This window comes from Ruegeria sp. CF2 (assembly GCF_056537385.1).
The window spans coordinates 1,565,747-1,591,600 of record NZ_JBQFRL010000001.1 but is presented as its reverse complement, the minus strand read 5'-3'; the positions used below and the strand labels follow the sequence as shown (position 1 = coordinate 1,591,600).

General features: G+C 61.5%; 29 protein-coding genes. 19 read left to right on the top strand and 10 right to left on the bottom strand.

Annotated elements, in window-relative coordinates:
• Positions 1 to 255: 255 nt before the first annotated feature.
• On the top strand, positions 256 to 1,377 hold the full coding sequence (locus ACR0IR_RS07910; RefSeq protein WP_170363216.1) for a porin: 1,122 nt from the start codon (positions 256 to 258) through the stop codon (positions 1,375 to 1,377).
• 186 nt (positions 1,378 to 1,563) lie between these two features.
• Positions 1,564 to 2,895, top strand: coding sequence for a trigger factor (gene tig, locus ACR0IR_RS07905; RefSeq protein ID WP_170340026.1), 1,332 nt, complete (start codon positions 1,564 to 1,566; stop codon positions 2,893 to 2,895).
• Positions 2,896 to 3,122: 227 nt separating this feature from the next.
• On the opposite strand, the gene ACR0IR_RS07900 is transcribed toward tig, so the two are convergent.
• The 6 genes from ACR0IR_RS07900 to rpsF all read right to left on the bottom strand — a co-directional run bounded on the left by ACR0IR_RS07900 (position 3,123) and on the right by rpsF (position 6,884).
• Positions 3,123 to 3,986 carry an acyl-homoserine-lactone synthase gene (locus tag ACR0IR_RS07900; protein WP_170363217.1) on the bottom strand — a complete coding sequence of 288 codons (864 nt, stop codon included), beginning with the start codon at positions 3,984 to 3,986 and terminating at the stop codon, positions 3,123 to 3,125.
• Positions 3,987 to 4,081: 95 nt separating this feature from the next.
• Positions 4,082 to 4,783 (bottom strand): helix-turn-helix transcriptional regulator, encoded by a 702-nt coding sequence (locus ACR0IR_RS07895; RefSeq protein WP_170338055.1) that lies wholly within the window; start codon positions 4,781 to 4,783, stop codon positions 4,082 to 4,084.
• Between the two features lie 226 nt (positions 4,784 to 5,009).
• Complete coding sequence (locus ACR0IR_RS07890; RefSeq protein WP_170363218.1) at positions 5,010 to 5,492, bottom strand: lytic transglycosylase domain-containing protein; 483 nt, start codon at positions 5,490 to 5,492, stop codon at positions 5,010 to 5,012.
• Between the two features lie 149 nt (positions 5,493 to 5,641).
• Complete coding sequence (gene rplI, locus ACR0IR_RS07885; RefSeq protein ID WP_170338059.1) at positions 5,642 to 6,262, bottom strand: 50S ribosomal protein L9; 621 nt, start codon at positions 6,260 to 6,262, stop codon at positions 5,642 to 5,644.
• A gap of 12 nt (positions 6,263 to 6,274) precedes the next feature.
• Positions 6,275 to 6,502: a 30S ribosomal protein S18 gene (gene rpsR / locus ACR0IR_RS07880; RefSeq protein WP_005608650.1), complete on the bottom strand. Its 228-nt coding sequence runs from the start codon at positions 6,500 to 6,502 to the stop codon at positions 6,275 to 6,277.
• 28 nt (positions 6,503 to 6,530) lie between these two features.
• Positions 6,531 to 6,884, bottom strand: a complete 354-nt coding sequence (gene rpsF, locus ACR0IR_RS07875; protein WP_093962413.1) for a 30S ribosomal protein S6 — start codon at positions 6,882 to 6,884, stop codon at positions 6,531 to 6,533.
• 280 nt (positions 6,885 to 7,164) lie between these two features.
• Here rpsF and ACR0IR_RS07870 point away from each other — a divergent pair, with 280 nt between their 5' ends.
• Together ACR0IR_RS07870 and ACR0IR_RS07865 are read left to right on the top strand one after the other, a co-directional pair.
• Positions 7,165 to 7,674, top strand: a complete 510-nt coding sequence (locus ACR0IR_RS07870) for a hypothetical protein (RefSeq protein ID WP_244952357.1) — start codon at positions 7,165 to 7,167, stop codon at positions 7,672 to 7,674.
• 127 nt (positions 7,675 to 7,801) lie between these two features.
• Complete coding sequence (locus ACR0IR_RS07865; RefSeq protein ID WP_093962996.1) at positions 7,802 to 8,374, top strand: YceI family protein; 573 nt, start codon at positions 7,802 to 7,804, stop codon at positions 8,372 to 8,374.
• Positions 8,375 to 8,440: 66 nt separating this feature from the next.
• Here the strand turns inward: ACR0IR_RS07865 and ACR0IR_RS07860 are convergent, their stop codons facing one another.
• Entirely contained in the window at positions 8,441 to 9,670 is a 1,230-nt protein-coding gene (locus ACR0IR_RS07860) for a cytochrome b/b6 domain-containing protein (protein ID WP_170363219.1), read from the bottom strand.
• A gap of 172 nt (positions 9,671 to 9,842) precedes the next feature.
• Between ACR0IR_RS07860 and fabD the strand changes: the two genes are divergently transcribed.
• The 7 genes from fabD to mltG all read left to right on the top strand — a co-directional run bounded on the left by fabD (position 9,843) and on the right by mltG (position 16,171).
• Positions 9,843 to 10,781, top strand: coding sequence for an ACP S-malonyltransferase (gene fabD, locus ACR0IR_RS07855; RefSeq protein ID WP_170363220.1), 939 nt, complete (start codon positions 9,843 to 9,845; stop codon positions 10,779 to 10,781).
• Between the two features lie 41 nt (positions 10,782 to 10,822).
• On the top strand, positions 10,823 to 11,560 hold the full coding sequence (fabG, locus tag ACR0IR_RS07850) for a 3-oxoacyl-[acyl-carrier-protein] reductase (protein ID WP_170338567.1): 738 nt from the start codon (positions 10,823 to 10,825) through the stop codon (positions 11,558 to 11,560).
• A 210-nt stretch (positions 11,561 to 11,770) separates the two neighbouring features.
• A complete protein-coding gene (locus tag ACR0IR_RS07845; RefSeq protein ID WP_005982462.1) occupies positions 11,771 to 12,004 on the top strand; it encodes an acyl carrier protein in 234 nt (77 codons plus the stop codon).
• Positions 12,005 to 12,142: 138 nt separating this feature from the next.
• Complete coding sequence (locus tag ACR0IR_RS07840) at positions 12,143 to 12,682, top strand: GNAT family N-acetyltransferase (protein ID WP_093962408.1); 540 nt, start codon at positions 12,143 to 12,145, stop codon at positions 12,680 to 12,682.
• Between the two features lie 123 nt (positions 12,683 to 12,805).
• Positions 12,806 to 13,549: a 1-(5-phosphoribosyl)-5-[(5-phosphoribosylamino)methylideneamino]imidazole-4-carboxamide isomerase gene (locus ACR0IR_RS07835; protein WP_170363221.1), complete on the top strand. Its 744-nt coding sequence runs from the start codon at positions 12,806 to 12,808 to the stop codon at positions 13,547 to 13,549.
• Between the two features lie 195 nt (positions 13,550 to 13,744).
• Complete coding sequence (fabF, locus tag ACR0IR_RS07830) at positions 13,745 to 15,010, top strand: beta-ketoacyl-ACP synthase II (protein WP_170338075.1); 1,266 nt, start codon at positions 13,745 to 13,747, stop codon at positions 15,008 to 15,010.
• Positions 15,011 to 16,171 (top strand): endolytic transglycosylase MltG, encoded by a 1,161-nt coding sequence (gene mltG, locus ACR0IR_RS07825; RefSeq protein ID WP_170363222.1) that lies wholly within the window; start codon positions 15,011 to 15,013, stop codon positions 16,169 to 16,171.
• A 116-nt stretch (positions 16,172 to 16,287) separates the two neighbouring features.
• On the opposite strand, the gene ACR0IR_RS07820 is transcribed toward mltG, so the two are convergent.
• Complete coding sequence (locus tag ACR0IR_RS07820; RefSeq protein WP_170363223.1) at positions 16,288 to 17,538, bottom strand: DEAD/DEAH box helicase; 1,251 nt, start codon at positions 17,536 to 17,538, stop codon at positions 16,288 to 16,290.
• Positions 17,539 to 17,847: 309 nt separating this feature from the next.
• Positions 17,848 to 18,147, bottom strand: a complete 300-nt coding sequence (locus ACR0IR_RS07815; protein ID WP_170363224.1) for a hypothetical protein — start codon at positions 18,145 to 18,147, stop codon at positions 17,848 to 17,850.
• Positions 18,148 to 18,740: 593 nt separating this feature from the next.
• Here ACR0IR_RS07815 and ACR0IR_RS07810 point away from each other — a divergent pair.
• On the top strand, positions 18,741 to 20,111 hold the full coding sequence (locus ACR0IR_RS07810) for a DNA-packaging protein (protein WP_170363226.1): 1,371 nt from the start codon (positions 18,741 to 18,743) through the stop codon (positions 20,109 to 20,111).
• Here ACR0IR_RS07810 and ACR0IR_RS07805 read toward each other — a convergent pair whose 3' ends face one another.
• The gene (locus ACR0IR_RS07805) at positions 20,112 to 20,954 is read right to left on the bottom strand and encodes an SDR family NAD(P)-dependent oxidoreductase (protein WP_170363227.1); all 843 of its coding nucleotides are present in this window, start codon (positions 20,952 to 20,954) and stop codon (positions 20,112 to 20,114) included.
• Between the two features lie 192 nt (positions 20,955 to 21,146).
• Between ACR0IR_RS07805 and ACR0IR_RS07800 the strand changes: the two genes are divergently transcribed.
• From ACR0IR_RS07800 to ACR0IR_RS07770, 7 genes are all read left to right on the top strand, one after another.
• A complete protein-coding gene (locus ACR0IR_RS07800) occupies positions 21,147 to 22,319 on the top strand; it encodes a phage portal protein (protein WP_170363228.1) in 1,173 nt (390 codons plus the stop codon).
• Positions 22,312 to 22,536 (top strand): GTA head formation protein, RCAP_rcc01685 family, encoded by a 225-nt coding sequence (locus ACR0IR_RS07795; RefSeq protein ID WP_170363229.1) that lies wholly within the window; start codon positions 22,312 to 22,314, stop codon positions 22,534 to 22,536. The genes ACR0IR_RS07800 and ACR0IR_RS07795 overlap by 8 nt, the downstream gene beginning before the upstream one ends.
• Before the next feature lie 26 nt (positions 22,537 to 22,562).
• On the top strand, positions 22,563 to 23,108 hold the full coding sequence (locus tag ACR0IR_RS07790) for an HK97 family phage prohead protease (protein WP_170363230.1): 546 nt from the start codon (positions 22,563 to 22,565) through the stop codon (positions 23,106 to 23,108).
• 34 nt (positions 23,109 to 23,142) lie between these two features.
• Positions 23,143 to 24,321 (top strand): phage major capsid protein, encoded by a 1,179-nt coding sequence (locus ACR0IR_RS07785; protein ID WP_170363231.1) that lies wholly within the window; start codon positions 23,143 to 23,145, stop codon positions 24,319 to 24,321.
• A 177-nt stretch (positions 24,322 to 24,498) separates the two neighbouring features.
• Entirely contained in the window at positions 24,499 to 25,098 is a 600-nt protein-coding gene (locus ACR0IR_RS07780; RefSeq protein ID WP_170363232.1) for a head-tail connector protein, read from the top strand.
• Positions 25,095 to 25,433, top strand: coding sequence for a head-tail adaptor protein (locus ACR0IR_RS07775; protein WP_170363233.1), 339 nt, complete (start codon positions 25,095 to 25,097; stop codon positions 25,431 to 25,433). The genes ACR0IR_RS07780 and ACR0IR_RS07775 overlap by 4 nt, the downstream gene beginning before the upstream one ends.
• Entirely contained in the window at positions 25,430 to 25,843 is a 414-nt protein-coding gene (locus ACR0IR_RS07770) for a DUF3168 domain-containing protein (protein WP_170363234.1), read from the top strand. The genes ACR0IR_RS07775 and ACR0IR_RS07770 overlap by 4 nt, the downstream gene beginning before the upstream one ends.
• The last annotated feature ends 11 nt before the right edge of the window (positions 25,844 to 25,854 follow it).

Genomic DNA, 25,854 nt, shown 5'->3' with positions numbered 1-25,854 from the left:
TCAAGACCGCGCAAATGCATAGCGAGTGTTTGCCAAACGCATGGCCGGATGGCAGAATTCTCTTGTGGGCCGTCTGAAGCCTGCACACGTTTGTTGTTAAAATATTGATAACACGGACATTTTGCTTTGCTGCCACTCTGTCTTTGTGGCGGATTTGCAATGATCGAGCTGAATGGCGTAGGGGCCTCTGGAACCGGACAGTTCCACTGAACATCTGGGCAGTACCTGAAACCCGAACCTTTCATGGTGAGTGCTATGACATTGAATATCAAACTCTCCTCAGTCGCCGCTGTTCTGGCGGCCACCACGGCCGTCCCCGCCGCGGCAGAGCTGAAATACGAGAACAACAGCGGTGGCTATGTTCTGCTGTATGGGCAGTTCAACCCGGCAATCATCTCGGTTGACGACGGCCAAGAGACCGATACCCGCCTGCTGGACAACGACCTGTCCAACAGCCGCGTCGGCCTGAGCCTGATGCAGCCGTTTGGCCAGAACGAGTTCACCTTCCGCTTTGAAACCGCGCTGGGTCTGCCTAACTCCAGTGAGTGGAACCAGTTGGGCACCGATTTCAGCGGCTGGACCCGGGAAGACATTCGTCACGTGGATTTTGCGCTGAAAGGTGGCTGGGGTAAATTCTCGGCCGGTCAGGGCAGCATGGCGTCTGACGGTGCAGCGGAAACTGACCTGTCTTATGTCGGCACCGCGCTGTATTCGTTCACCAACGATGAAAACTCGGGCTTCTTCTACCGCGGAACCGACGGAACCCTCAGCGACATCACCGTCGGCGACTCCAGCAGCAACTTTGACGGCGCGCGTCGTGGCCGCGTGCGGTATGACACGCCGGATTTCAGCGGCTTTTCGGCAAGCTTCGCCTATGGTCAGAACATCCTGTCCAGCAGTGATGACGACGACTATTACGACGTTGCTCTGAACTACAACAACACCTTTGCCGGTGGCGTCGAGTTCGCGGCAAGCGTGGCCTATGCAGTGCGTGATTTCGACGATGGTTCCGGCGACCGTGAAGACACGATCGGCTCGGCATCGGTGCTGCTGCCCAGCGGCTTCAGCTTCACCGCTGCTGCCGGTACTCGAAACAACGTGTCGGGCGAAAGCGATCCCAACTTCTGGTACACCAAGATCGCCTACGAGGATAATTGGGTGTCCTGGGGTAAGACTGGTATCGGCATCGACTACTATGATGGTTCCGATTTCAACACGGACGGGTCCAGCACCGAGTCTTGGGGTATCGCAGTGGTGCAGCGCATCGACAGCATCAACACCGATGCCTACCTGAAGTATCGCAACCACGACTTCAACGACGGAACGTCTTTTGACAAGAACGAAGCTTGGGTCCTGGGGGCCCGCTGGAAGTTCTGATCCTGATGTTGTTGTGAATTCATGGCGCCCCGGCTCTGTCCGGGGCGTTTTTTGTACGGCAGGGTGGCAAAACAAGGCCAATCTGGCACCTTGCCCCTTGCCCTTCGGCGGCTAGGCAAATAGAAGGCGTCAAATTTGCCCGGCGCGCCCGTTTTGCGCGCCCCGAATCCTATGGGGACTACCAGAATGCAGGTTACCGAGACGCTGAACGAGGGTCTGAAACGCGGCTACAACATCGTTGTTACCGCCGCCGAGCTGGACGAGAAGGTCAATGAGAAACTGATCGAAGCTCAGCCGGAAATCGAGATGAAAGGCTTCCGCAAGGGCAAGGTTCCCATGGCACTGCTGAAAAAGCAGTTTGGCCAGCGCCTGTTGGGCGAAGCAATGCAGGAAACCATCGATGGTGCGATGAACAAGCACTTCGAAGACAGTGGTGATCGTCCGGCGCTTCAGCCTCAGGTCAAAATGACCAACGAAGACTGGAAAGAAGGCGACGACGTTCACGTCGAAATGTCCTATGAAGCCCTGCCGGAAATCCCCGAAGTTGATCTGAAATCGGTCGAGCTGGAAAAGCTGGTCGTCAAGGCGGACGACGCTGCCGTGGAAGAAGCCCTGCAGAACCTGGCTGAAACCGCTCAGGACTTCAAAGCCCGCCGCAAGGGATCAAAGGCGAAAGAGGGCGATCAGGTCGTCATCGATTTCGTCGGCAAGGTTGACGGCGAGGCCTTCGAAGGCGGTTCGGCCGAGGATTACCCGCTGGTGCTGGGCTCGAACAGCTTCATCCCCGGTTTCGAGGATCAGCTGGTTGGCGTGAAGGCCGAGGAAGTCAAAGACGTCACCGTTACCTTCCCTGAAGAATACGGTGCCGAGCACCTGGCCGGCAAAGAGGCCGTGTTTACCTGCACAATCAAAGAGGTGAAGGAACCTGTTGCCGCCGAGATCAACGACGAACTGGCACAGAAGTTCGGCGCTGAGGATCTGGCTGCTTTGAAGGCACAGATTGCCGAACGTCTGGAAGCCGAATACGCGGGTGCGTCGCGCGCGGTGATGAAGCGCGCACTGCTGGACGCGCTGGACGAGAAAGTGTCGTTCGACCTGCCGCCGACCCTGGTCGAAGCCGAAGCCAAGCAGATCGCACATCAGCTGTGGCACGAAGAAAACCCCGAGGTGACCGATCACAACCACGATGAGATCGAGCCGACCGAAGAGCACAACAAACTGGCTGAGCGCCGCGTGCGTCTGGGCCTGTTGCTGGCCGAGCTGGGCCAGAAGGCTGAAGTCGAAGTCACCGACGCCGAGATGACCCAGGCGATCATGAACCAGGCTCGCCAGTACCCGGGTCAGGAGCGTCAGTTCTTCGAGTTCGTTCAGCAGAACGCTCAGATGCAGCAGCAACTGCGCGCGCCGATCTTTGAGGACAAGGTTGTGGACTACGTGGTCGAGCTGGCCAAAGTGACCGAAAAGGAAGTCAGCAAGGAAGAGCTGCAGAAGGCAATCGAAGCCCTCGAAGAGGAATAAGCCGCGTTTTCAGGTCGGCCCGGGTGCCGCTGCACCCGGGCCGGTCAAACGGCGATTGTCCGGACAGAAAGAAATGAAATCAGGCCCTCTTCGGAGGGCCTTTTTTGTTGCTGCCGAGAACCGGAACGTATGGCGCCAGCGGCGGATCGGTTGCCGAAATTAGAGCGGAGCCGCCTGGAATGAGACGGCTCCGCATGGGTGGCTTTTGGACTTATGAGGTGAGGGGGTCAGGCCTCATGAGCAAAAGCACGGGGGGTTTGCAACAGAGCGGTTTTCTGCTCTGGGGTGAAGCGGTCCGACAGGCCCTCGATCAATTTGAGTACGGCCTGGACTTCTTCTTTCGTCGTCGCAGCGTGCATCTGCTCGACGAAGTATTTCTCAAGATCGGTCAGTGGCTGGTGGTCAAGATTTGCGGCACCGGCCTGTGCAAGCTTGGCTTGCTGACCCGAATTGAACAGTTCGATCGCCTGATCGTCGGTCAGGAACACGTCGTAGTCGATGCTCGAATACTCGCGGATCGATTGAATACGCTCGTCCGAACAATCCATCAGAGCGGCCATTGCGACCACTTTGCCCATCGGCTTGGCCGTTCCGACATAGTCGTACGGAGCATTTCCGGACCGCTGCAGCACCCGGTTCATAACCGGATCAATGACCGCGACCGAGTCGAGAACTCCAGCTTCCTGGGCGTATTCGAATGACCCAATCATGACCTCGCTGGTCACGTAGGATACGGAATTCTTGCCACGTCCCCGGCCGAGCCGTTTCGTGTCGACGCAGAACCGCGTGGCTTCCCACACCTGGGCGCTGCGGATTGGCGGCTCGCCATCAAGGATTGAGCTGAAAACGTCGGCCAGCATGTGCGGGCCGGTCGTCTGCAAGAGGCGCATGCACCCAACGACGTCCCCCTCGTCGTTGATGCTGACCACGTGTGCAGGATTGAGCGAGTCGAACTGATCGAATTCGCGCCCGTCCTGGATGTTCACTTCCCAGCCCAAGCGATCCCCGAACACGCGTGCTCGCAGCTTGAACATCTCATCCAAGACGTCTTTGAACTTATGCTGGTTGATGCCATCAATAACGATGATCATTCCATCCCCCTACAGTTTGGTTACCGTAAGGAGCAGATTAACCAAGTTTCGAAACAAGACTATTGGGGATATCCCGTATTTTTCTGCCTTAATTGTTAACCGGGGTAAATTAACCCCAGACCAATGGCACGGCCGATCGCCTGGGCGGTCGTAAGTGCGCCCAGTTTCTCTCGCCCGGAACGCATATGCACCTCGACCGTCCGGTGCGAAATGCACAGAATATCACCGATATCCTGCTGGGACTTGCCCTCGGCGACCCATTGCAGGATTTCTTTTTCGCGCGAAGACAGGGTCGGAAGGTATAGAGCCTTGGCCAGAAGGCCAGATTGCATGACGGTGTCATGTGCGTGAACCGCGGCCATCTGCAGGTCACCCATCACGTGCTTTTTAAGCTTTTTCCATTCCTCGTCCGTGCAATCCTTGGTCACGCTGAGCAAGCCAGTTTCGCCATAAGGTCCCCGAACCGGAACCGTCAGGCCGCGGTCGGTGATCCCGAAATCATGAGCGTCACGGAACACCGCGTTGAACTTGTCGTCGTGATTGAAACGGCCCCAGTCCACCGGCGCGATGCTGAGCGCCGACTGATACAGGGTGGGATCAAGGTGATGGTAGCCTTGCGTGGCGTAGTGGATCTTCCACTCGTCCGGGTAGTTCGCGTAACCTTGGACGTCACCATTCACAGGATGGGTCGTCGCATAGGACGCATAGTCGAACCCAAGTTCGTTGCAGACAGAATTGATGATGTCGTAAGCCGACCGTTCATCATGATCAATTGTGGCCAAGTCAATAAGTTTCACTCGTCCAACCTTTGTCCCATCGGCATTTCCCCCGAAAAATGCCGTATCTGTCCGTATCACAGCCTACGTTGCGTCAATCTGAACAGATTGCGCAACCCATTTGTGCATATCACATGGAGTTATTGAGTGCTAATGGCAACAGACAACCTCCGGATTATTTCATCCTGTGAGGTATTCTCGGTCAAATTGAACACTGTCTAGACCGGTGTCGATTGCCCCTTTCACGCTATTCGGACCGCAAGCCGGTTTCAACCAGCATTCCGCGAGCCTTGGCTTCGGGGTAGTACCCCTTTGCATAGAGGAAGATCGCGCGCTGCTGGTCGCCGTCGGCCAGCATCCAGGCCCCGCGAAGATACTTGCCCGCATATTCCAGATTGGTATCCGCATCCAGAAGCCCCTTGGCGTCGCCCTTGTAGCCCATCGAACGAGCGGTGGCGGGAAGGATCTGCAGCAGGCCGTAATATGGCCGGTTTGTAGCCCAGGGGCGATGTGTGCTTTCGCGGATCGCCAACTTGTGGACCAGTTCCCGCGGCAGTTCATAGTGATCAGCCCATTTGTTGATCGACTCGCGCAATTCGGGCGTTTCGTTTGGGTGGAGCGGCGGTTCGAATGCCTGTTCCTTCGTCGCTTTGCCGGATGGGTCGCTGCAGGCGGCAATCGGGGCAGCCAGAAGCACTGAAAGCAATATTCGACGCAGGACCTTTGCCATGCAACTTCTCCGGGTTGTTACGCGGCTGGATGATACGAAAGTGGCCCCGGGTCGCAAGTCCGGCGCGCTGCGGTGGCCAAAAATTGCCAGTAGAAAGAAAAAGGCCGCGCAATGCAACGCGGCCTTTAAGATAAACCGACCTGATCGGATCAGGCTTTGGGTTCGTCTTCCTCGGTCGTAGCATCGGCGGCAACCAGTTCTTCGTCTTCCGAAGCGGCCGAGCCGATGTCGTCGAACAGTTCCGCGATTTCAAAATCTGCGGCGGCCTCTTCTTCAGCGGCCAGTTCCTGGATCGACTTGCCCGATGCCTGAAGTTCGGCTTCTTCTTCCGAGCGGGCCACGTTCAGTTTGATTTCGACCTCGACTTCGGGGTGCAGCTTGACGGAAACCGTGTGCAGACCCAGCTCTTTGATCGGCGAGACCAGAACGACCTGCTTCTTGTCAACGGTGAAGCCAGCAGCGGTTGCAGCATCGGCTGCGTCACGCGGAGTGACCGAGCCGTACAGCGCGCCGGCGTCCGATGCCGAGCGAATCACGATGAACTGCTGACCGTCCAGCTTTTCAGCCAGAGCTTCAGCTTCTTTCTTGGTTTCCAGGTTGCGGGCTTCCAGCTGTGCTTTCTGGGCTTCGAACGAGGCGATGTTGGCCTCGGACGCGCTCAGCGCTTTGCCTTGCGGCAGCAGGAAGTTGCGGGCGTAGCCGGGCTTGACGTCGACGACATCGCCCATCTGACCCAGTTTCGCAACGCGTTCCAGCAGGATAACTTGCATGTCAGTCTCTCCTTACTTCACGGCGTAGGGCAGCAGGGCGAGGAAGCGGGCGCGCTTGATGGCGCGGGCCAGTTCACGCTGCTTCTTTGCCGAAACGGCGGTGATGCGCGAAGGCACGATCTTGCCGCGCTCGGAAATGTAGCGCTGCAGCAGACGGGTGTCTTTGTAGTCGATCTTCGGCGCGTTCTCGCCCGAGAACGGGCAGACCTTGCGGCGGCGGAAAAACGGTTTTGCGGCCATGGTTTGGTGTCCTTTCCTCAGGCGTTGATCAACGGCGCTCGCGGCGGCCATCGCGCTCATCGCGCTTCTGCATCTGGACCGAGGGGCCCTCGGGATGTTCGTCGACCTTGATGGTCAGAACGCGCATCACGTCTTCATGCAGGCGCATCAGGCGCTCCATTTCCTGAACGGCGCCCGACGGAGCGTCGGTCTTCAGGAAGGCATAGTGGCCCTTGCGGTTTTTGTTGATTTTGTAGGCCATCGTTTTGACGCCCCAGTACTCGCTGTCGACGATCTTGCCGCCGTTGTCAGCCAATACGGTGCCAAAGTGTTCGATCAGGCCCTCGGCCTGCGCGTTGGACAGATCCTGACGCGCGATCATTACATGCTCATACAGTGGCATGTTCACTCCTGTTTATATCAAGGCGCATTTCATAGGCGGGGCCAGCAACCCTTCGCGACCCTGCCACGAGAGGCTGCGCGGTTCATGCGTATTGCGAAGGATGGCCCCGTATACACGTTTCTGGATGGGGGGCAAGCCCTGCCATGAATGCCTTTCTCACGCCGCCCAATTACCTTTGGGCCGCCCAAATCCTGACGCTTTTCGGCTTGAGGTTGTTTGCAAGCCCGGCGTTACCCGGGGGGTCTCAAGAAACTTGGACAGGGCAAAAGCGATGGCCGTCATGAACACGAACACATTTCAACAGTCCGCAGCCGGCGCAGCATACGACAAATCCGTGCCCGTGCTTATTTCCTTTGCACCGAATTGGAAGGCCCGGTTGGTCCTGTTCCGTGTGCTGGGTGCATTTCTGATCGTATCGGCCTTTTCGATGTGGCTGATGCCGGGTTCGGTCATCGGGGCCGACGTCTGGACCATCAAGCTGGTCGCGTCGCTGATGTTCCTGATCCTCGGGGTGAGCCTGCTGACCATCGAGGTTCTGGATCCGCGCCCCGACGCATATTTTGACCCGATCCGCCGCGAGGTTCGGGTGCTGCAGAAGAACGAAAACGGGCGTCCGCAGACCGTACTGCGCCGCAGCTACGATACGTTGGGCGGAGCGCGGTTCGTGGACGACCAGGTTGAACTCTTTGAAGTCGATGGCAGCCTTCTGATGAAGCTGCCGCTGGAATCGGCGGATGTCAGCCGAGCGCTGAAAGGGCAACTCAGCGGAAGCGTAACAATTTTCGCCTGAATTTTATTCTGTTCATTGAGGAACAGAATTTGTGAGAGAATGAAGGTTGTGTGCCGCCCATGGGCGGCACATCTTTGTTTTGGAGCAACCCAACCGGTTTGCGCTTTGAAAACTTTCGGAGATTGTCATGAAATCCACCCTTATTGCAGCAGCACTTGCCACGGCGGCGACCTCGGCCATCGCGGCCCCGGAAAAATACGTTCTGGACCCGAGCCACAGCCAGGTTGTTTTCAGCTACAACCATCTTGGCTTTTCGACCACCACCGGCATGTTCTCGGGTTTCGAGGGCGAAATCATGTTTGATCAGGAAGATCCAGCAGCGTCGAGCGTGACGGTTTCGATGCCCGTGGTCGAGATGATCACCGGCTGGAAACCCCGTGAAGATCATTTCATGTCCGAAGATTTCTTCGCGGCGACTGCCGAGGAAATGGTGACATTTACCTCGACCTCGATCGAGGTGACGGGTGAGAACACCGCAAAGATCACCGGGGACCTGACCTTGAATGGTGTGACCAAGCCAGTGGTTCTGGACGCCAAGCTGAATCAGGTCGGCGAGCATCCGATGGCGGGCAAGCCTTGGGCCGGGTTCGATGCCACCACCACCCTGGTGCGCAGCGATTTCGAACTGGGCAAGTTCGCGCCTTTCGTCGGAGATGAAGTTGCCATCGCGATTTCGATCGAGGCGCAGAAGGCCGACTGATCCGGGCTTCAGAACTAGAGAAACCGCCGGTGGCCGATGCCCCGGCGGTTTTTTCGTGTCGTCGGCTTACTGAGCGTTGCGTGTTGCCGTCAACTCGACCGAAACGGTGACGGCGAAGGCCAACGAATCCTCTTTCGGCATCGATTGGCCAACCCCGAAGTCGAGGCGGTTGAGGTCCATCCTGCCGGACATTTTGGCAGTCTCGCCTTTGATGTCCAAAGAGAAGGGCAATACAACGTCTAGTGTTTGATCGCGGATGGTCAGCGGACCCCTTGCTTCATACCCCGTTTCGGTTTTGTAGATCTCGGCATCGAACTGGGCCGTCGGGAATTGCGACTTGTCGAAGAAATCAGCTCCCATGGCCTGATCGGTTACCGTACCCAGACTTAAAGACCCGATGGAGACCGTGACCTCTACCGACCCGGCCGGACCGGGTTCGACGGGGTCGTCAAAGGTGATTGCGGCGGTCCAGTCTGAAAACTGACCGGTAACAGGGTTGCCCAACTGAGTGATCGTGATGGTAAGCGTGCCTTCTTCCACCTGCCAATCCGATTGAACGGCCGCCAACTCGGCCGTTTCAACCTCGGCATCAGGCTTGTCTGAAAAACTGCCGGTCAGCAGGCCGGCTGACAGAACGCCAACCCAGACAAGCCCAGCAGCTGCGGCGGGAACCATCGAGTGCTTCTGTTCCGGCGGAACCGGCGCAGAGGACGCCCCGGGCAACATTCGCCGCAAAGTACTGTCCTTGTCGATGACGTGGTGTTTCAGTGCTCCGGCGATGTGCAGGGTCAAAGCTGCGACGAGAACCAGCATGAAAAGCCAGTGCAGCGTTGCCATCACCTCGGCCAGATGCTCGGACTTCGGCACCAGTGGCAGGTTCTGCCCAAATGGCCAAAGGATGGGCGCGAAGCCTTCGGTAGCAGCGTGGTCGATCCAACCAGACAGCGGAACCAAAACCAAGGACCCGTACAGCAGCCAATGGACCGTCTCGGCCGCAAAGGCCTCGGGCTTGTTGTCGGCGTTCAGCAGTCCAGGCTTGGTTTGGGTGAGCGACCAGAGAATGCGTGCCAGCGCAACGAAGAAGACGGTGATCCCAACGGTTTTGTGCAGGGAAAACAGCCGTGCGGCTTGAGCAAGATCGGCCTCGGTGGTGGGGATGGTCGGGTCATAGATTGCATGGGCCAGGTTGTTGGCGAACCACCCCAAGGGCAAGGCGGTGAAGATCAACAATGCGGTCAGCCAGTGGAATGTCTTGGTCACGCTGCCATAGCTGACATTGGTGTTGGTTAGGGACATTGATCTTGCGCTCCGGGTTTTCTGCTGTGGCCAAGGTAACCGTGTGACGCACATAGACAATAGCGTGTGGCGCACAGACCCGGTGCCGTCACGCAGAGTGCAGGCAGTGCTTGTGCCGGACCCTCACTCGGTTTACACCCCGGCGCAACCTAACGTCATCCAAGAGGTTGCAATGACACTTGCATTCGTTTTTCCGGGGCAGGGCGCCCAGACCGTCGGCATGGGCAAGGCGCTGGCCGACGCTTATCCGACCGCCAAGGCCGTGTTTGACGAGGTGGACGAAGCGCTGGGCGAAAGCCTCAGCAGCCTGATCTGGGATGGCGACATCGAGACCCTGACTCTGACGCAGAACGCGCAGCCGGCGTTGATGGCCACATCGATGGCGGCGATGCGCGCGCTTGAGGCCGAAGGGGTCGATGTGACACGGGCCGCCTTCGTGGCCGGTCATTCGCTGGGCGAATACTCGGCCCTTGCCGCAGCCGGCGCGCTGAGTGTCGCGGACACTGCTCGCCTGCTGCGCACCCGCGGTCAAGCCATGCAGAGCGCCGTTCCGGTGGGCGAGGGCGCGATGGCCGCGATCCTGGGACTGGACCTCGACGCCGTTCGCGCCGTGGCCGAAGAGGCCGCACAGGGCGAGGTGTGCCAGGCTGCCAATGACAATGACCCTACGCAGGTCGTGGTTTCAGGTGCCAAAGCCGCCGTTGAACGCGCCGCTGAAATCGCCAAGGAAAAGGGCGCGAAGCGCGCTGTGATGCTGCCGGTCAGCGCTCCGTTCCATTGTGCCCTGATGCAGCCTGCCGCCGACGTGATGGCCGAAGCTCTGACGGGAGTCGAAATCAAGGCGCCGGAGGTTCCACTGGTTGCCAATGTCCGCGCCGAGGCGGTGACCGACCCCGACTTGATCCGGCAATTGCTGGTCGAACAGGTCACCGGTTCGGTCCGGTGGCGCGAATCCGTTCAGTACATGGTGGCGCAGGGTGTGACCGAAGCGTGGGAGATCGGTGCGGGCAAGGCTCTGTCGGGCATGATCCGCAAAATCGACCGGTCCATTGCCTGCTCCGCCGTTGGTACGCCGGAAGACGTTCAAAAAGCGCTGCAGGCAGGCGATTAACTCAAAGCTGGTCCGACAGGACACTCGAAAAGGATACCGGTATGTTTGATTTGACTGGAAAATGCGCCCTTATCACCGGGGCTTCGGGCGGGATCGGGGGTGAGATCGCACGCACCTTGCACGCCGCAGGGGCTACCGTTGGTCTGTCCGGCACGCGCGTCGAACCGCTGCAGAAGCTGGCGGATGAACTGGGCGAGCGCGCTCATGTCCTGCCGTGCAATCTGGGTGATCCCGAGGCCGTGGCCGCGTTGCCGAAACAGGCCGCCGATGCCATGGGGTCCGTTGATATTCTGGTCAACAATGCAGGCATCACCCGCGACAACATCTTCATGCGCATGTCCGACGAGGAATGGCAGAGCGTGATCGACGTGAACCTGACCGCTACCGCCAAGCTGTGCAAGGGTGTGCTGCGGGGCATGATGAAAGCGCGCTGGGGCCGCATCATCAACATCTCGTCCGTTGTAGGTGCAACCGGCAACCCGGGTCAGGTGAACTATGCCGCGTCCAAGGCGGGCATGGTCGGCATGACCAAGTCGCTGGCCTACGAGGTCGCGAGCCGTGGCATCACCGCCAATGCCGTCGCGCCGGGTTTCATTACGACCGCGATGACAGACAAGCTGACCGATGAGCAGAAATCCGGCATCCTGACGCAAGTTCCCGCCGGTCGGATGGGCGAGCCATCTGAAATTGCGGCGGCCGTTCTGTACCTTGCAAGCCCCGAAGCGGGCTATGTTACCGGAACCACCTTGCATGTGAACGGCGGCATGGCCATGTTGTAGGCGCAGCCAGGGGCAGATGCGAAAGCGTTTGCCTCTTGCGTCGTCTGTGCTATAGGCGGCGCATGTAATCAGGGGCCGGTCGTTCAGGTCGGCCTTCTACTTTCCCGGAGACCCGGGACCCAAACCGCCCGGATCGGGCAAACCAAGGCCACCCCGAGCGGGCAAGGGCAGAACCGGGCAGACCGCCCTGAAATGGAATGAGGAATAGACATGAGCGACGTCGCAGATCGCGTTAAAAAGATCGTTGTTGAGCACCTGGGTGTTGAAGAGGACAAAGTCACCGAGAACGCGTCCTTCATCGACGATCTGGGCGCGGACAGCCTGGACACCGTTGAGCTGGTCATGGCTTTCGAAGAAGAGTTCGGCATCGAGATCCCCGATGATGCCGCCGAGACCATCCAAACCTTCGGCGACGCCGTGAAGTTCATCAGCGAAGCTTCCTGATCGCTTTGAATTTGACCGAAAACGGCGCTTCCGGGCAACGGAAGCGCCATTTTTTTTTGCCCGCTCGAATTCCCGCTTGCCTCGTGGAAAATCGGTTTGCACTGTTTGCGATGAGGCAACAAAACACCGGGTAAGGGCATGAAAAGATCCGCCCCGATGATCAACACCGCGCGCCTGATGATGTGCGCAATGCGTCCCGAGGACTTTGAAAGGTTCGCGGAGATTTGGCGCGACCCCTGCGTGGTGCGCCATATCGGCGGCAAACCCCGTACCCGTGGCGAGGCGTGGGACGCGTTCCTGCGCAATGCGGGACACTGGCAGATGGCTGGGTTCGGGCAATGGGCCGTGTTCTTGCAGGCGAATCGCAAATTGATAGGTCAGGCCGGGTTCTTTTACGGCAACCGCTGTCTGGGAGAGGATTTCGACACCTTCCCCGAGGCCGGTTGGGTGTTGGCGCCCGAGGCGCATGGCCTGGGATACGGGCACGAGGCCGTTCAGGCCGCGCATGACTGGTTCGACCGGATCATGCCCGGGCCCTTGGTGTCGATGATTGACGCGGATCATGAGGCCTCGCAAAAGTTGGCGGCTAAGCTTGGATATAAATTGCTGCGCGAAACAGAGTATCGGGACAGCCCGGTGAAACTGTTTCGACGCGACGGCCCTCCGGCCCGGAACTGAAACGCTTCTTTTTTTGCGGTGCCGCAAACGGATCGTCGTTTGCCGAAACTGAGAAACGCGAACCTGCGCGCGACCAGTATGCTATTGTGGATATCCGGAACGATTGAGCGGAGGAGTGTGCTCATGAGGGTTTATCCTACTATGGAACTGCAGAACGGCCGCTGTGTCACGCTGGACAAGGGCCGTCTGGACGAACCGATGATCTGGCATGTCGATCCGGTGGAAACGGCCCAAGGCTGGGCCGCCGCAGGTGCCGAGTGGATGCACCTGACCGATTTCGATGCGATCGAGGGGCGGGACACGAACTCTGCGCTGGTCGAACAGATCATCCGCAGCGCCGAGCTGCCTGTTCAGTTGGCGGGCGGGTTCCGCTCGCGCGAGCAGGTCGAGCGTTGGATCGACAAAGGGGCAGGCCGCATCGTGATCGGCACCCTGGCGGCGCGTGATCCTCATCTGTTCAAAGAGTTGGCCAAGCTATACCCAGACCAGATCGTGTTGGCCGTGGACGTGTGGCAGGGCTACGTGATGACCGACGGCTGGCGTACCCAAAGTGCGTTCACCCCGGAGGCTTTCATCGAAGCGTTTGCCGATGCTCCGCTGGCTGCCATTCTGGTCACCGATATCGACAGCGACATGGTGGATGTCGAGGCGCAGCTGGGCCTGATTTCGGGGCTGGCCGCGCATTCGCGCACACCGGTGATCGCCAGCGGCGTCGTGCGCAGCAGCGACGACATCTCGCGTCTGGCCTACATTCCCAATATCTCGGGCGCGTTGGTCGGGCGGGCGCTGTTCCGTAAGACGGTCGACCTGTCCGAGGCATTGGCAGTGGCCAAAACCGCCCATGAACCAGTGGCACAGTTCCAGTAACGCAGCCTAATCCATCCGAGCCGCCCCTGACAGGTCGTCGGGGGCGACCCGCGTAGTTCTCCTCTGGCCGAGCGCGGCGTATGGCGCGGGGGCAGGCGGCAAGCTGCCGGTGCGGAATACGCTGTTGCTCTTGCCCCCGGACCCCGGGCCGGGGTATGAGCGTTTCTCAAACAGGAAGCAGGCAAGAGGCATTTCATGCGCAGAGTCGTTGTAACCGGTCTGGGATTGGTCACTCCACTGGCCAGTGGGGTCGAGGAAACCTGGTCGCGGCTGCTGGCCGGAGAGTCAGGTGCCGGCCCGATCACCTTGTTCGATGCCGAAGCCGCAGGGGTCACCACGACCTATGCCTGCGAGGTGCCCCGCGGTGACGGGACCAACGGGACCTTCAACCCCGATGACTGGATGCCGCCCAAGGAACAACGCAAGATCGAGGATTTCATCCTGTATTCGATTGCTGCTGCCGAGATGGCCTGCAAGGACGCGAACTGGTTGCCCGAGGACGAGGAAGAGCGTCTGCGCACCGGCGTTCTGATCGGGTCGGGCATCGGTGGTCTGGGCTCGATCGCGGAAACCGCCAACCTGATCCGTGACAAGGGCCCGCGCCGCGTGTCGCCGTTCTTCATCCCGGGCGCGCTGATCAACCTGGCCTCGGGTCAGGTTTCGATCCGCTTTGGCTTCAAAGGGCCGAACCACTCGGTGGTGACCGCCTGTTCGACCGGTGCCCACGCGATCGGCGATGCCAGCCGCATTATCCGATCGGGCGATGCCGACGTGATGATCGCCGGCGGCGGCGAAGGCTGCATCTGCGAGATCGGGATTGCCGGTTTCAACGCCTGCAAGGCGCTGTCTACCAAATATGCCGACAACCCCAAGGCCGCCAGCCGCCCCTATGACGTCGACCGCGACGGTTTCGTGATGGGCGAGGGCGCCGGCATCGTGGTTCTGGAGGAATACGAGCATGCCGTGGCCCGCGGCGCCAAAATCTATGCCGAGGTTCTGGGCTATGGGATGTCGGGCGATGCCTATCACATCACGGCGCCGGCCGAGGATGGCGACGGGGCGGAACGCTCGATGAAGGCGGCACTGCGCAGCGCAGGGCTCGAGCCGAAGGATCTGGACTATATCAACGCGCATGGCACATCGACCATGGCGGACACGATCGAACTGGGGGCCGTTGAACGGCTGCTGGGCGAACATGCCAGCAAGGCGACGATGAGTTCGACCAAATCGGCCACCGGGCACTTGCTGGGGGCCGCGGGCGCGATCGAGGCGATCTTCTCGATCCTTGCGATCCGCGATCAGGTCGCCCCGCCGACGATCAATCTGGACAACCCGGCGGTGGAAACGCCGATCGACCTTGCGCCGAATGCCAAGCGCGAGCGGGAAATCAACGTCGCGCTGTCGAATTCATTCGGCTTCGGTGGCACCAATGCCAGCGTGATTTTCGGGAAAGCATCGTAAATGTGGCGGGCTCTGGCATCCAATGCGCTGACCTTTCTTGTGGTCGCCATGTTTCTTCTTGGCGGTCTGATCCTTTGGGGGCAGTCGCAGTACAAGGCCGAGGGCCCGCTCGATACCGCCATTTGCCTTCGGGTGAAGGGTGGTTCGAACATGAACAAAGTTAGCCGTGATCTTGAAGATCAGGGCGCGATCAGCAGCGCAACGATCTTTCGTATGGCGGCAGACTACACCGACAAGTCGCAGCAGCTGAAAGCGGGTAGTTTTCTGATCTCCGAAGGCGCTTCGATGGCGGAAATCATCGACGAAGTCACCCGCAGCGGCGCCAGCACCTGTGGAACCGAGGTCGAGTACCGCATCGGTGTGACCCGAACTCAGACACGGGTTCGCGAGCTGGACCCTGCAACATTGAATTTCGTCGAGGTTGCATCTTTTATCGTTGGTGAGGACGAAGTCCCTGAAGTCTATCAGGAAAAGCGGAACCAAGCTGATACGCGATACCGCGTTTCCTTGGCCGAAGGTGTCACCAGTTGGCAGGTCGTCGAGGGGCTGAAGGCCGTGGATGCCCTGACCGGAGAGGTCTCGGAAATTCCGCCTGAAGGCATGTTGGCCCCGGACAGCTACGAAATCTCACCGGGTGATGAGAGAACGGCTTTGCTGCAAAAGATGCAGGACCGGCAGCAAGAGCGGATTGCGCGGGTTTGGGAGACGCGTCAAGACGGGTTGCCCCTGTCCAGCCCCGAAGAAATGCTGATCCTCGCCTCGATCATCGAGAAGGAGACAGGCATTCCGGAAGAGCGCGGTCAGGTTGCCAGCGTCTTTGTGAACCGCCTGAAGCAAGGCATGAAGCTGCAGACAGATCCCACGGTGATCTACGGCGTGACCAAGGGTCAGGGCACGCTGGGTCGAGGCCTTCGCCGCAGCGAGCTTCGGCGGAATACGCCGTGGAACACGTATTTGATCGATGGGTTGCCGCCCACACCGATTGCCAACCCGGGTCTGGCCAGCTTGCAAGCTGCCGTGGCGCCAGACGAGACCGATTTCGTGTTCTTCGTCGCAGATGGAACCGGCGGCCATGCCTTCGCCAAGACGCTGCAGGAACACAACCGAAACGTTGCCAAATGGCGTGAGATCGAAGCCGAGCGGAACAATTCGGGTAACTGATCCGCTCGCTGGTCGAGAGCAGAGCCGGCATAAATCAGGCGGACAACCCGCCTGAGAAATGAAAAGTCAAAATCCTGGAAAAAAACTGCGCGCATGGAGACATGCGCGCAGTTTTTTTATGCGGCCGATTTGCGGCGCGGACGGCGCCGACGGTTGGCGGGGCCATTTGTGCCCTGCGGTTTCGGGCCACGGCGTCGATTGCGCTGGCGATTGCCGGGCTTGGCGGCCTCTGCGGCTTCGGGTGCCGCTCCGCTGGCGACCGGGATCTCGATCTTCATCAATTTCTGAATCTGACGCAGCAGATCAAATTCATCCGGTGCGCAGAAGGCGATGGCCTCACCTTCGCGACCGGCCCGAGCGGTGCGGCCAATGCGGTGCACATAGTTGTCGGGAACGTCCGGCAGGTCGTAGTTGATGACATATGCCACCCCAGGAATGTCGATGCCACGGGCTGCCACGTCGGTGGCAACCAGAACTGTGATCTCGCCGGCGCGGAAGGCCTTGATGGCGCGATCCCGCTGGCCCTGGCTCTTGTTGCCATGGATCGATGCTGCGTTGTAGCCGTCAGCCACCAATCCTTTCATCAGCTTTTCCGCACCATGTTTGGTCCGGGAGAACACAAGCGTCAGGGCGTCGGTATCACGCGAAAGGATCTCGCGCAGCTTGGTGGGTTTTCCCGGCTTTTCAACGAAATGCACCGACTGGGTTATCTTGTCGGCCGCCTTGCCCGGAGGCGAGACCTGTACCCGTTGCGGGTTGGTCAGGTAGGCGCGGCTGAGTTCCTCCATCTGCTTCGGCATGGTGGCCGAGAACAGCATAGTCTGGCGCGGTGTACCCAGTTGCGGCGCGATTTTGCGCAGAGCGTGGATGAAGCCGAGGTCCAGCATCTGGTCAGCCTCATCCAGAACTAGGTGCCGAACCGAGCCGAGATCGACCGCGCCACGTTCCATCAGGTCGATCAAACGACCGGGGGTCGCTACAAGAATATCAGTCCCTCGCGACAGGAACATGATCTGTTTGTTGATCGACTGTCCGCCAACAACTGTGGCCACGCGCAGTTTCGTCTTTTTGGTAAGCGTGCGGAGGCTTTCAGCGATCTGGTTCACCAGTTCGCGGGTGGGGGCGAGGATCAGGGCCTTGGCGGTTTTTGGCGCCGGTTTGCCGGGCTGGGCCAGCAGGTGGTCGATCAGCGGCAGGCCGAAGGCCAGAGTCTTGCCGGTGCCGGTCTGGGCCAGGCCCAGGATGTCATGCCCTTCCATGGCCAGCGGGATGGCCTGGTTCTGGATCGGTGTGGGTTGAGTGAAATTTGCGCGTTCGAGCGCGTCGTTCAGTGCCGGCGCGAGGCCGAGCATGTCGAAATCGAACAAGTCGTCTTCCTTTGTGATCCGCGCCGGCATTGGCCGTGCGCGAACAAGAGTAGCTGGCCGTGCGTATTGCACGACCGGCAGGGAGTGTGCGCAGCCTCAGGATTTACGGGCGAGTCCCGCAACATCCGGCTTTTGCGTCAAGAACCCTGCGTGAATGGGAACTGGGAAAATTGGGCGCTATCTCGGACCTCGGTTCGGTCCGCGTGCTCACGCGGCAGCGCTGTGGCGTAGATGAGCGCTGCTGATGTGAATGTCAAGCCAACACCGGCAGTCAAGGCTGCCGGTGTCCTATTCGTTGCAAATGGATGTTCAACGATGAGGCGTCCGGGCGGCGGCAGCCAGCGCCTTTTCGACTGCCTGTGCAGTGGAGGGGTGACCGGCCTCGGACAGGCACGAAGCAATTTTACCCGCGTCCGGGCGCTCGGGTCGCTTGCCGGGCTTGGGCCGATCGCCCAGGCAACTTTGGAGCGCAGATTGCGGAACGCCAATCTCGCTGGAGGTCTTTCCAAGATCAGGCCCACGCGGCCCTGTCTGAGCCTGCGCCACTGTGCCCAAGAGCATCAGGCCGCCCAGACAGATTACCGAGACATAGCTGAGGGGATGGTACATTTTTTGTCCTTCAGTAGTTTTTCGCATGCTTGTGGTTTTTGGTTTTGATGCAGATTGCGTGTGCAATCCGTTTTTGAAAAGCACGACGAGAATTACTCCGTCGCGGAAATCTTTCCGATCACAGAATTGGTTGCGGTCCCTGAGCTGGATTAGGATTTTGTTAACACTGGCAGTGCGTTACTTGTTGCGTGCTGTTGCGCCGGAGCTTGACTGAGCGACCGGTTTCGCGTATAAGGTGTGTCATGCTAGAAGAAGTGGGCAACGGCCCCGGGGCGACCCGGCGGCCGTTTTTCATTTCTCTCGTGCGGAGATCACTCACGCATGAGGTCAAAAGGCAAACATGACTTTGATTACCCCGGAAGAGCGGATGTCCCGGACGGCCGAGCTGTTGCAGTCGCTGGAGGTGTCCATTCGCGGTTTGCGGCAAGCGGCGGAAGACCTGCGCAAGCGGATCGAGACCGGGGAGGATGCAGACCTGGCCAGTTCAGCCAGACAACTCGGGCAGCTAGAGGGGCTGATCCGAAGTTGCCAGAAAGTGGAGACAAGCTTTGTCGAACAATGTCACAGACAAGCGGGAATTGCCCGAGGGGGCTATGCGCTCGACTTGGAACGGGCCCGATCTGAGATCGGGTGCCGATTGGCTCGCCTCCGCGCCTGCTGCGGTGCGGGACAGATTTCTGAGTGAGATCGGGGAGGGGGGGCTGTGTGCCCTCCCTTTCCTGTTCGAGTTCTGGGCGCTGCCGCATCAGTTGCCGCCCGAGGGCGACTGGCGGTCCTGGGTCATCATGGGTGGACGTGGCGCGGGCAAGACGCGCGCAGGGGCCGAATGGGTGCGGTCGATGGTCGAGGGGGCCACGCCGTTTGATGAGGGCGAGGCTCGGCGCGTGGCGCTGGTGGGCGAGACCTTTGACCAGGTGCGCGACGTGATGATCTTTGGCGACAGCGGGATTCTGCAGTGCTCTCCCCCCGACCGGCGGCCGCGGTGGAAGACATCGGAACGCAAGCTGGTCTGGCCCAACGGGGCCGAGGCGCAGGCCTTTTCGGCGCATGACCCCGAGGGGCTGCGGGGGCCGCAGTTCGACGCGGCCTGGGTGGATGAGCTGGCCAAGTGGAAAAAGGCGGGCGAGACCTGGGACATGCTGCAATTCGCGCTGCGGCTGGGCGAGCGGCCTCGGGTCTGCGTGACTACGACGCCGCGCAATGTGAAGGCTTTGAAGGATCTGCTGGCGGCGCCGTCGACGGTGATGACCCATGCGCCGACCGAGGCGAACCGGGCCAACCTGGCGGAGTCCTTTCTGGAGGAGGTGCGCGCGCGTTATGCGGGCACGCGGCTGGGGCGGCAGGAGTTGGACGGGGTGCTATTGGCCGATGCCGAGGGGGCGTTGTGGACCGGCTCGATGCTGGATGCGGCGCGGGTCAAGGCGGTGCCCGAACTGGACCGCGTGGTGGTGGCGCTAGACCCGGCGGTGACGGGCGGTTCGGGTGCGGATGCCTGCGGGATCGTGGTGGTCGGCGCGCAGGTGCAGGGGGCGCCCGAGGACTGGCGCGCCTATGTGCTGGCCGACTGGACGGTGCAGGGTGTCGGCCCGGCGGGCTGGGCGCGGGCGGCGATTGACGCGATGGACGAATTCGGGGCCGAGCGGCTGGTGGCCGAGGTCAACCAGGGCGGGCAGTTGGTCGAAGAGGTGGTGCGGCAGGTGGACCCTCTGGTCCCGTTCCGGGCGGTGCGGGCCTCGCGCGGGAAGGTGGCGCGGGCCGAGCCGGTGGCGGCGCTGTATGAGCAGGGGCGGGTGTTCCATGTCGCCGGGCTGGACGCGCTGGAGGAACAGATGTGCCAGATGACCGCGCGGGGGTTTGAGGGGCAGGGCTCGCCCGACCGGGTCGATGCGCTGGTCTGGGGACTGCATGAGCTGGTGGTGGGGCCGGCGGCGGCTTACCGGCGGCCGCGTGTGCGGGTTTTGTGATCAGCCCTCGGGCTTTTCGAACTTTGCGAAAGCCTCGGCATAGTCGGGGTGCCAGCGCGATAGGGCGGGGCGGTTGTGGATGATGTCCTCGGCAGCCCATTGAACGCGACGGCGGTCGCGTTCGGCATCGACGTCGTTGTCGGGGCAGAGGATGTAGAAATCGCCCTGGGCCATGCGGTCCAGGAAATAGTCAACGGTCTGCTCGCTAGTCCAGGCGGCGGCCGGTTTTTCAGGCAGGAATGACGCGATCATTCCTGTATAGGTGAAGCCCGGAACAAAGAGATGCGCGGTGATGGGCGCGCCGGCCTCGCGCAGCTCGTGCGCGAGTTGTTCGGTCAGCGTTTTGACGGCGGCCTTGGACACGTTGTAGCCGGGGTTGCCCGGCGGGGAGGTGATCCCCTGTTTTGACCCGGTGTTGATGACGACGGCCGGGCGGTCAGCCTCGATCATGCGAGGCAGGAAGGCGTGGATGCCGCGCAGGACACCCAGAAAGTTCACGTCGAGAATTTTCTGCCAGTTGTCGAATGACTCCCATGTTTTCGTCGGCAGGCCGATCCCTGCATTGTTCATCAAGACGGCAACCTGCCCTGCGGCGAAAGCTGTGTCGGCCAGGTTTTCCATGTCGGCGTGAGAGGTCACATCCGTCGGCACCGCGGTGATGTTGACCACGTCAAAGCCTGCCTTCAGGTCTTGCGTCGTTTCGTCCAGCGCCTGTCCCGGAAGATCGGCCAGTATGACGTCCAGCCCGGCCTGGGCAAAACGCTGTGCCGCGACGCGACCGACTCCGCTGGCGGCGCCGGTCACGACGGCGATCCCTCCGGTTTTTACTGCGCTTTCATACATGGCTTTTCCCTCGTGATGCTCAGATGCAGAGGGTAGCGCATTTCTGTCGGATGCCGAGGTTTATCCTGCGGGCACACGTTCCCAAGCCGTTGCTCAACCGCCGTACGCCCCATTCCCGAGGCTTAAAGATCTTTCCGTCATAACTCCTTTCAACAAGCCGGGCAGAGCGGCGGCATAAAGGAGCATCTGGACATGGTATTCGATTTCTTGCGTCGTGGATCGGCTGAGAAAGCCCCCGAGGCAAAAGCAAGCGCAGCCGGGCCGGTGGTGGCCTGGCAGACCGGCGGCCGCGTTGCCTGGAGCCCGCGGGACACAGCCTCGCTGACGCGCACGGGGTTTTCGGGCAACCCGGTGGGGTTCCGGTCGGTCAAGCTGATTGCCGAGGCCGCGGCGGCGCTGCCTCTGGTCCTGCAGGACGATGCGCAGCGGTACGAGACGCACCCGGTTCTGCGCCTGATGCGCCGTCCGAACGCGGCGCAGGGCAAGGCCGAGCTGCTGGAAGCGCTGTTCGGGCAGCTGCTGTTGTCGGGCAACGCCTATGTCGAGGCGGTGCAGGCCGAGGGCGGACTGCCGGTCGAGCTGCATGTGCTGCGCTCGGACCGGATGAGCGTGGTGCCGGGGGCGGATGGCTGGCCCAGGGCCTATGACTACACCGCCGGGGGCAAGACGCACCGGTTCCCGGCCGAAGCCATCTGCCATATCAAGTCGTTCCATCCGCAGGATGACCATTACGGCTTCTCGCCCTTGCAGGCGGCGGCGATGGCGATCGACGTGCACAACAGCGCCTCGCGCTGGTCGAAATCGCTGTTGGACAACGCCGCGCGGCCCTCGGGGGCGCTGGTGTGGAAGGGCGGCGACGGGCAGGGCGTGATGGCCGAAGAGCAGTTCCGCCGCCTGAGCGATGAGATCGAGGCGAACTATCGCGGGGCGCGGAATGCCGGGCGTCCGATGGTTCTGGAAGGGGGGCTGGATTGGAAGCCGATGGGCTTTTCCCCATCGGACATGGAGTTTCAGAAGACCAAGGAAGCCGCCGCCCGCGAGATCGCGCTGGCCTTCGGTGTCCCGCCGATGCTGCTGGGGATCCAAGGTGACGCGACCTATTCGAACTATCAGGAGGCCAACCGGGCGTTCTATCGCCTGACCGTTCTGCCCCTGGTGACGCGGGTGGCGGCGGCGTTGTCGGACTGGCTGTCGGGCTTTACTGGCGAGGATCTGGTGCTGAAGCCCGATCTGGACCAGGTGTCGGCGCTGGCGGCGGAGCGTGACGCGCAATGGGCGCGGGTGGCCAACGCCGATTTCCTGACGGATGCCGAAAAGCGTGCTCTGCTGGGCCTGCCGGCGCTGGCGGAGACGGCGGATGGCTGACACGCCGGGATACCCGCCCTTTGACTGCGCGCCGGGCCTGCGTCTGGCCGCGCACGAGAGGGTGGCCGAGATCCAGCATGCGCATCTGTGCAGGCGACTGGATCAGATCGAGGAAATGATGGAACGGCTGGAGCGGCGGTTGTGGCTGACGGTCTATGGCGTGGCGGCGGTGATCCTGGCGCAGGCGTTCCAGGCTTTCCTGACGGTGGCGCCATGAATTCAGTGGCTTACGAGGAGTTGTTCATGGATTTGGAACGCAAGTTCGCGCGGTTCGGCGATGGGCTGTCGGTGACCGAAGACGCGGTGATCGAGGGCTATGCCAGCCTGTTCGGCCAGGTCGATCAGGGCCGCGACGTGGTGCAGAAAGGTGCCTATGCCGCGTCGCTGGCCGGGCTTAAGGCGGCCGGTCAGCGGGTCAAGATGTTGTGGCAGCACGACCCGGCCCAGCCCATCGGCGTGTGGGACGAGGTGCGCGAGGATGAGCGCGGCCTGTGGGTCAAGGGGCGGTTGCTGCAGAGCACCCAGAAGGGGCGCGAAGCGGCCGAGCTGATCCGCGCGGGTGCGCTGGACGGGCTGTCGATCGGCTATCGCACCAAGCGGGCCGTGAAGGATGACAAGGGCCGGCGGCTCTTGACGGAACTGGAGCTGTGGGAGGTGTCGCTGGTGACCTTCCCGATGCTGCCCAGTGCGCGGGTGGCGGCAAAGGGGACGGACCCCGATGCCGAGGACACCTGGCGCAGTATTGCCGAGGTGTTCCAGAGCGCCCGGCAGGAGCTGGCGCGACCCTAGCGCGCCTCAACCCCCACCCAGAAAGGAAGTGCTGATGAGCAAGACCGAGATCGCGGCCTTGACCGGAGAGGGTGTGCCCCTGGTTCAGGAGGTGAAGCAGGCGATGGCTGGCTTCGTGAGTGAATTCAAGGGCCTGAAGGCTGAAGTTCAACAGAAAATGCAACAAACAGAAGAGCGACTGACCATGCTGGATCGTAAATCAACCATCGCGGCGCGCCCGCATCTTGCGGCCTCGACCCTGGAGGAAGCGCCGCACCAGAAGGCCTTTGACGCCTATGTACGCTCGGGCGATGACGATGCCCTGCGTGGGCTGGAAATCGAGGCCAAGTCGCTGTCGACGGCCGTCAACAGCGATGGCGGCTACCTGGTCGATCCACAGACCGCCGAGATGATCAAGTCGGTACTGAAATCCACCGCCTCGATCCGCTCGATCGCGTCGGTCGTGAATGTCGAGGCCAATTCGTTCGACGTGCTGATCGATCATACCGATGTAGGCGCGGGCTGGGCTGCCGAGAACGCCACCGCCGCCGAGACCGGCACCCCGTCGATCGACCGCATCTCGATCCCGCTGCACGAGCTAAGCGCGCTGCCCAAGGCTTCGCAGCGGCTGCTGGATGACAGTGCCTTTGACGTCGAGGGCTGGCTGGCCGGCCGTATCGCCGACAAGTTCGCCCGCGCCGAGGCGGCGGCCTTCATCAACGGTGACGGCATCGACAAGCCCAAGGGCATCCTGAGCCATCCGGCGGTGGACAATGATGTCTGGACCTGGGGCAACCTGGGCTATGTGCCCACCGGTGTCGCGGGCGGCATCGACCCGGATGCGATCGTGGACGTGGTCTATGCGCTGGGCGCGCAGTACCGCGTGAACGGCACCTTCGTGATGAACTCAAAAACCGCCGGCGTGATCCGCAAGCTGAAGGATGCCGACGGCCGCTTCCTGTGGTCGGACGGCCTAGCCGCGGGTGAGCCCGCGCGCCTGATGGGCTATCCGGTGCTGATCGCCGAGGACATGCCCGATCCCGGCACCGACAGCTTCTCGATCGCCTTCGGTGACTTCTCGGCCGGCTATACCATCGCCGAGCGCCCCGACCTGCGCGTGCTGCGCGATCCGTTCAGCGCCAAGCCACATGTCCTGTTCTATGCAACCAAGCGCGTGGGCGGCGACATCAACGACTTTGCCGCGATCAAGCTGGTGAAATTCGGCACCGCCTAAGCGGTGACGGATCCGGGGGGCCGGTGGGCCGGCCCCTCGGGCGGCGGGCGCGGGCCGGGGTGAGATCCCCCGCGTTGTCTAGCTGCTCCCCTCCGTCCGAGCAACGTGGGGCGGCACGTGCCCGCCATTTTCCAAGGATGCGGCCCCCGGAGGGGTCCGAGATTGCGGAGTGAATGGATGATGTTGATCGAAGAAACCGCCATCGCGGATGCGGCGCTGCCTGTGGATCAGTTCAAGGCGCATCTGCGGCTGGGCACGGGATTTGCCGAGACCAGCCTGCAGGATGACGTGTTGAAAGGGTTCCTGAGGGCGGCGATGGCCGCGATCGAGGCGCGCACGGGCAAGGTGCTGATATCGCGCAGTTTCACCTGGATCCTGAGCCGCTGGCGGAACGACGCGGGCGAGGTTCTGCCGGTCGCGCCGGTGACCAGCATCGACGCGGTCACGCTGACCGATGCGCAGGGTGCCCAGCAGGTGGTGGCGCCCGGGACCTACCGCCTGGAGCGCGACAGCCAGCGCCCCTGCCTACGGCCGATGAGGGCCTGCCTGCCCGCCATTCCCACAGGTGGAGAGGTGACCATCGCCTTCACCGCCGGGATGGCCGCGGACTGGGGCGGGCTGCCGGCGGATCTGGGGCAGGCGGTGCTGCTGCTGGCGGCTCATTACTACGAGTATCGCGACGAGACCAGCCTGGGCGACGGCTGCATGCCCTTCGGTGTGACCAGCCTGATCCAGCGCTATCGCATGGTGCGTTTCGGCGCGGGGGTGATGCAATGAGCGCGCCCCGTCTGAACCGGCAGCTGTTGCTGGAGGCCCCTGTGCGGGTGGCCGATGGTGCGGGCGGCTATGCCGAGACATGGGCGCCGCTGGGCACGCTGTGGGCCGAGGTGACCGCCCGGACTGGCACCGAGCGCGCGGTCGCGAATGTTCCGGTGTCGCGCGTGAGTTACCGCATCGTGGTGCGCGGCGCGCCCGAGGGGTCGTCGATGCGCCCGGCACCCGATCAGAGGTTTCGCGATGGCAACCGGGTTTTCGTAATCCGCGCCGTGGCCGAATACGACCCGGCCGGGCGCTATCTGACCTGTTTCGCGGATGAGGAGGTGGCGGCATGAGCTATGGCGTTTCGGCGGCGCTGCAGGCGGCGGTGTTCCAGCAATTGGTGGCGGATGCCCAGGTGGGCGCGCTGAGCGGCGGCGCGATCTATGACGAGGTGCCTTCGGGGACGGTTCCGCAGACCTACGTGACGCTTGGCCCCGAGGACGTGCGCGAGGCTTCGGACAAGACGGGGCAGGGCACTTTGCATCGCTTCGCGGTGTCGGTGGTGTCCGAGGCGGCCGGGTTCGGCGCGGCCAAGACCCTGGCCGGGGCCGTGTGCGACGCGCTGGACGGGGCCGCGCTGACGCTGGATCGGGGGCGGCTGGTGGGGCTGTGGTTCGAGCGGGCCTCGGCCCGGCGCACCGGGACCGGTGGCGCGATCCGGCAGATCGACCTGAGATTCCGCGCCCGCGTGGAAGACAACTAAGCAATCAATGG

Excerpts from the sequence above, each read along its gene's own strand:
- ACR0IR_RS07910 (WP_170363216.1), top strand. The coding sequence starts at position 256 with ATGACATTGAATATCAAACTCTCCTCAGTCGCCGCTGTTCTGGCGGCC.
- tig (WP_170340026.1), top strand. The coding sequence starts at position 1,564 with ATGCAGGTTACCGAGACGCTGAACGAGGGTCTGAAACGCGGCTACAAC.
- ACR0IR_RS07900 (WP_170363217.1), bottom strand. The coding sequence starts at position 3,986 with ATGATCATCGTTATTGATGGCATCAACCAGCATAAGTTCAAAGACGTC.
- ACR0IR_RS07890 (WP_170363218.1), bottom strand. The coding sequence starts at position 5,492 with ATGGCAAAGGTCCTGCGTCGAATATTGCTTTCAGTGCTTCTGGCTGCC.
- rplI (WP_170338059.1), bottom strand. The coding sequence starts at position 6,262 with ATGCAAGTTATCCTGCTGGAACGCGTTGCGAAACTGGGTCAGATGGGC.
- rpsR (WP_005608650.1), bottom strand. The coding sequence starts at position 6,502 with ATGGCCGCAAAACCGTTTTTCCGCCGCCGCAAGGTCTGCCCGTTCTCG.
- rpsF (WP_093962413.1), bottom strand. The coding sequence starts at position 6,884 with ATGCCACTGTATGAGCATGTAATGATCGCGCGTCAGGATCTGTCCAAC.
- ACR0IR_RS07870 (WP_244952357.1), top strand. The coding sequence starts at position 7,165 with ATGAACACGAACACATTTCAACAGTCCGCAGCCGGCGCAGCATACGAC.
- ACR0IR_RS07865 (WP_093962996.1), top strand. The coding sequence starts at position 7,802 with ATGAAATCCACCCTTATTGCAGCAGCACTTGCCACGGCGGCGACCTCG.
- ACR0IR_RS07860 (WP_170363219.1), bottom strand. The coding sequence starts at position 9,670 with ATGTCCCTAACCAACACCAATGTCAGCTATGGCAGCGTGACCAAGACA.
- fabD (WP_170363220.1), top strand. The coding sequence starts at position 9,843 with ATGACACTTGCATTCGTTTTTCCGGGGCAGGGCGCCCAGACCGTCGGC.
- fabG (WP_170338567.1), top strand. The coding sequence starts at position 10,823 with ATGTTTGATTTGACTGGAAAATGCGCCCTTATCACCGGGGCTTCGGGC.
- ACR0IR_RS07845 (WP_005982462.1), top strand. The coding sequence starts at position 11,771 with ATGAGCGACGTCGCAGATCGCGTTAAAAAGATCGTTGTTGAGCACCTG.
- ACR0IR_RS07840 (WP_093962408.1), top strand. The coding sequence starts at position 12,143 with ATGAAAAGATCCGCCCCGATGATCAACACCGCGCGCCTGATGATGTGC.
- ACR0IR_RS07835 (WP_170363221.1), top strand. The coding sequence starts at position 12,806 with ATGAGGGTTTATCCTACTATGGAACTGCAGAACGGCCGCTGTGTCACG.
- fabF (WP_170338075.1), top strand. The coding sequence starts at position 13,745 with ATGCGCAGAGTCGTTGTAACCGGTCTGGGATTGGTCACTCCACTGGCC.
- mltG (WP_170363222.1), top strand. The coding sequence starts at position 15,011 with ATGTGGCGGGCTCTGGCATCCAATGCGCTGACCTTTCTTGTGGTCGCC.
- ACR0IR_RS07815 (WP_170363224.1), bottom strand. The coding sequence starts at position 18,147 with ATGTACCATCCCCTCAGCTATGTCTCGGTAATCTGTCTGGGCGGCCTG.
- ACR0IR_RS07810 (WP_170363226.1), top strand. The coding sequence starts at position 18,741 with ATGCGCTCGACTTGGAACGGGCCCGATCTGAGATCGGGTGCCGATTGG.
- ACR0IR_RS07805 (WP_170363227.1), bottom strand. The coding sequence starts at position 20,954 with ATGTATGAAAGCGCAGTAAAAACCGGAGGGATCGCCGTCGTGACCGGC.
- ACR0IR_RS07800 (WP_170363228.1), top strand. The coding sequence starts at position 21,147 with ATGGTATTCGATTTCTTGCGTCGTGGATCGGCTGAGAAAGCCCCCGAG.
- ACR0IR_RS07795 (WP_170363229.1), top strand. The coding sequence starts at position 22,312 with ATGGCTGACACGCCGGGATACCCGCCCTTTGACTGCGCGCCGGGCCTG.
- ACR0IR_RS07790 (WP_170363230.1), top strand. The coding sequence starts at position 22,563 with ATGGATTTGGAACGCAAGTTCGCGCGGTTCGGCGATGGGCTGTCGGTG.
- ACR0IR_RS07785 (WP_170363231.1), top strand. The coding sequence starts at position 23,143 with ATGAGCAAGACCGAGATCGCGGCCTTGACCGGAGAGGGTGTGCCCCTG.
- ACR0IR_RS07780 (WP_170363232.1), top strand. The coding sequence starts at position 24,499 with ATGATGTTGATCGAAGAAACCGCCATCGCGGATGCGGCGCTGCCTGTG.
- ACR0IR_RS07775 (WP_170363233.1), top strand. The coding sequence starts at position 25,095 with ATGAGCGCGCCCCGTCTGAACCGGCAGCTGTTGCTGGAGGCCCCTGTG.
- ACR0IR_RS07770 (WP_170363234.1), top strand. The coding sequence starts at position 25,430 with ATGAGCTATGGCGTTTCGGCGGCGCTGCAGGCGGCGGTGTTCCAGCAA.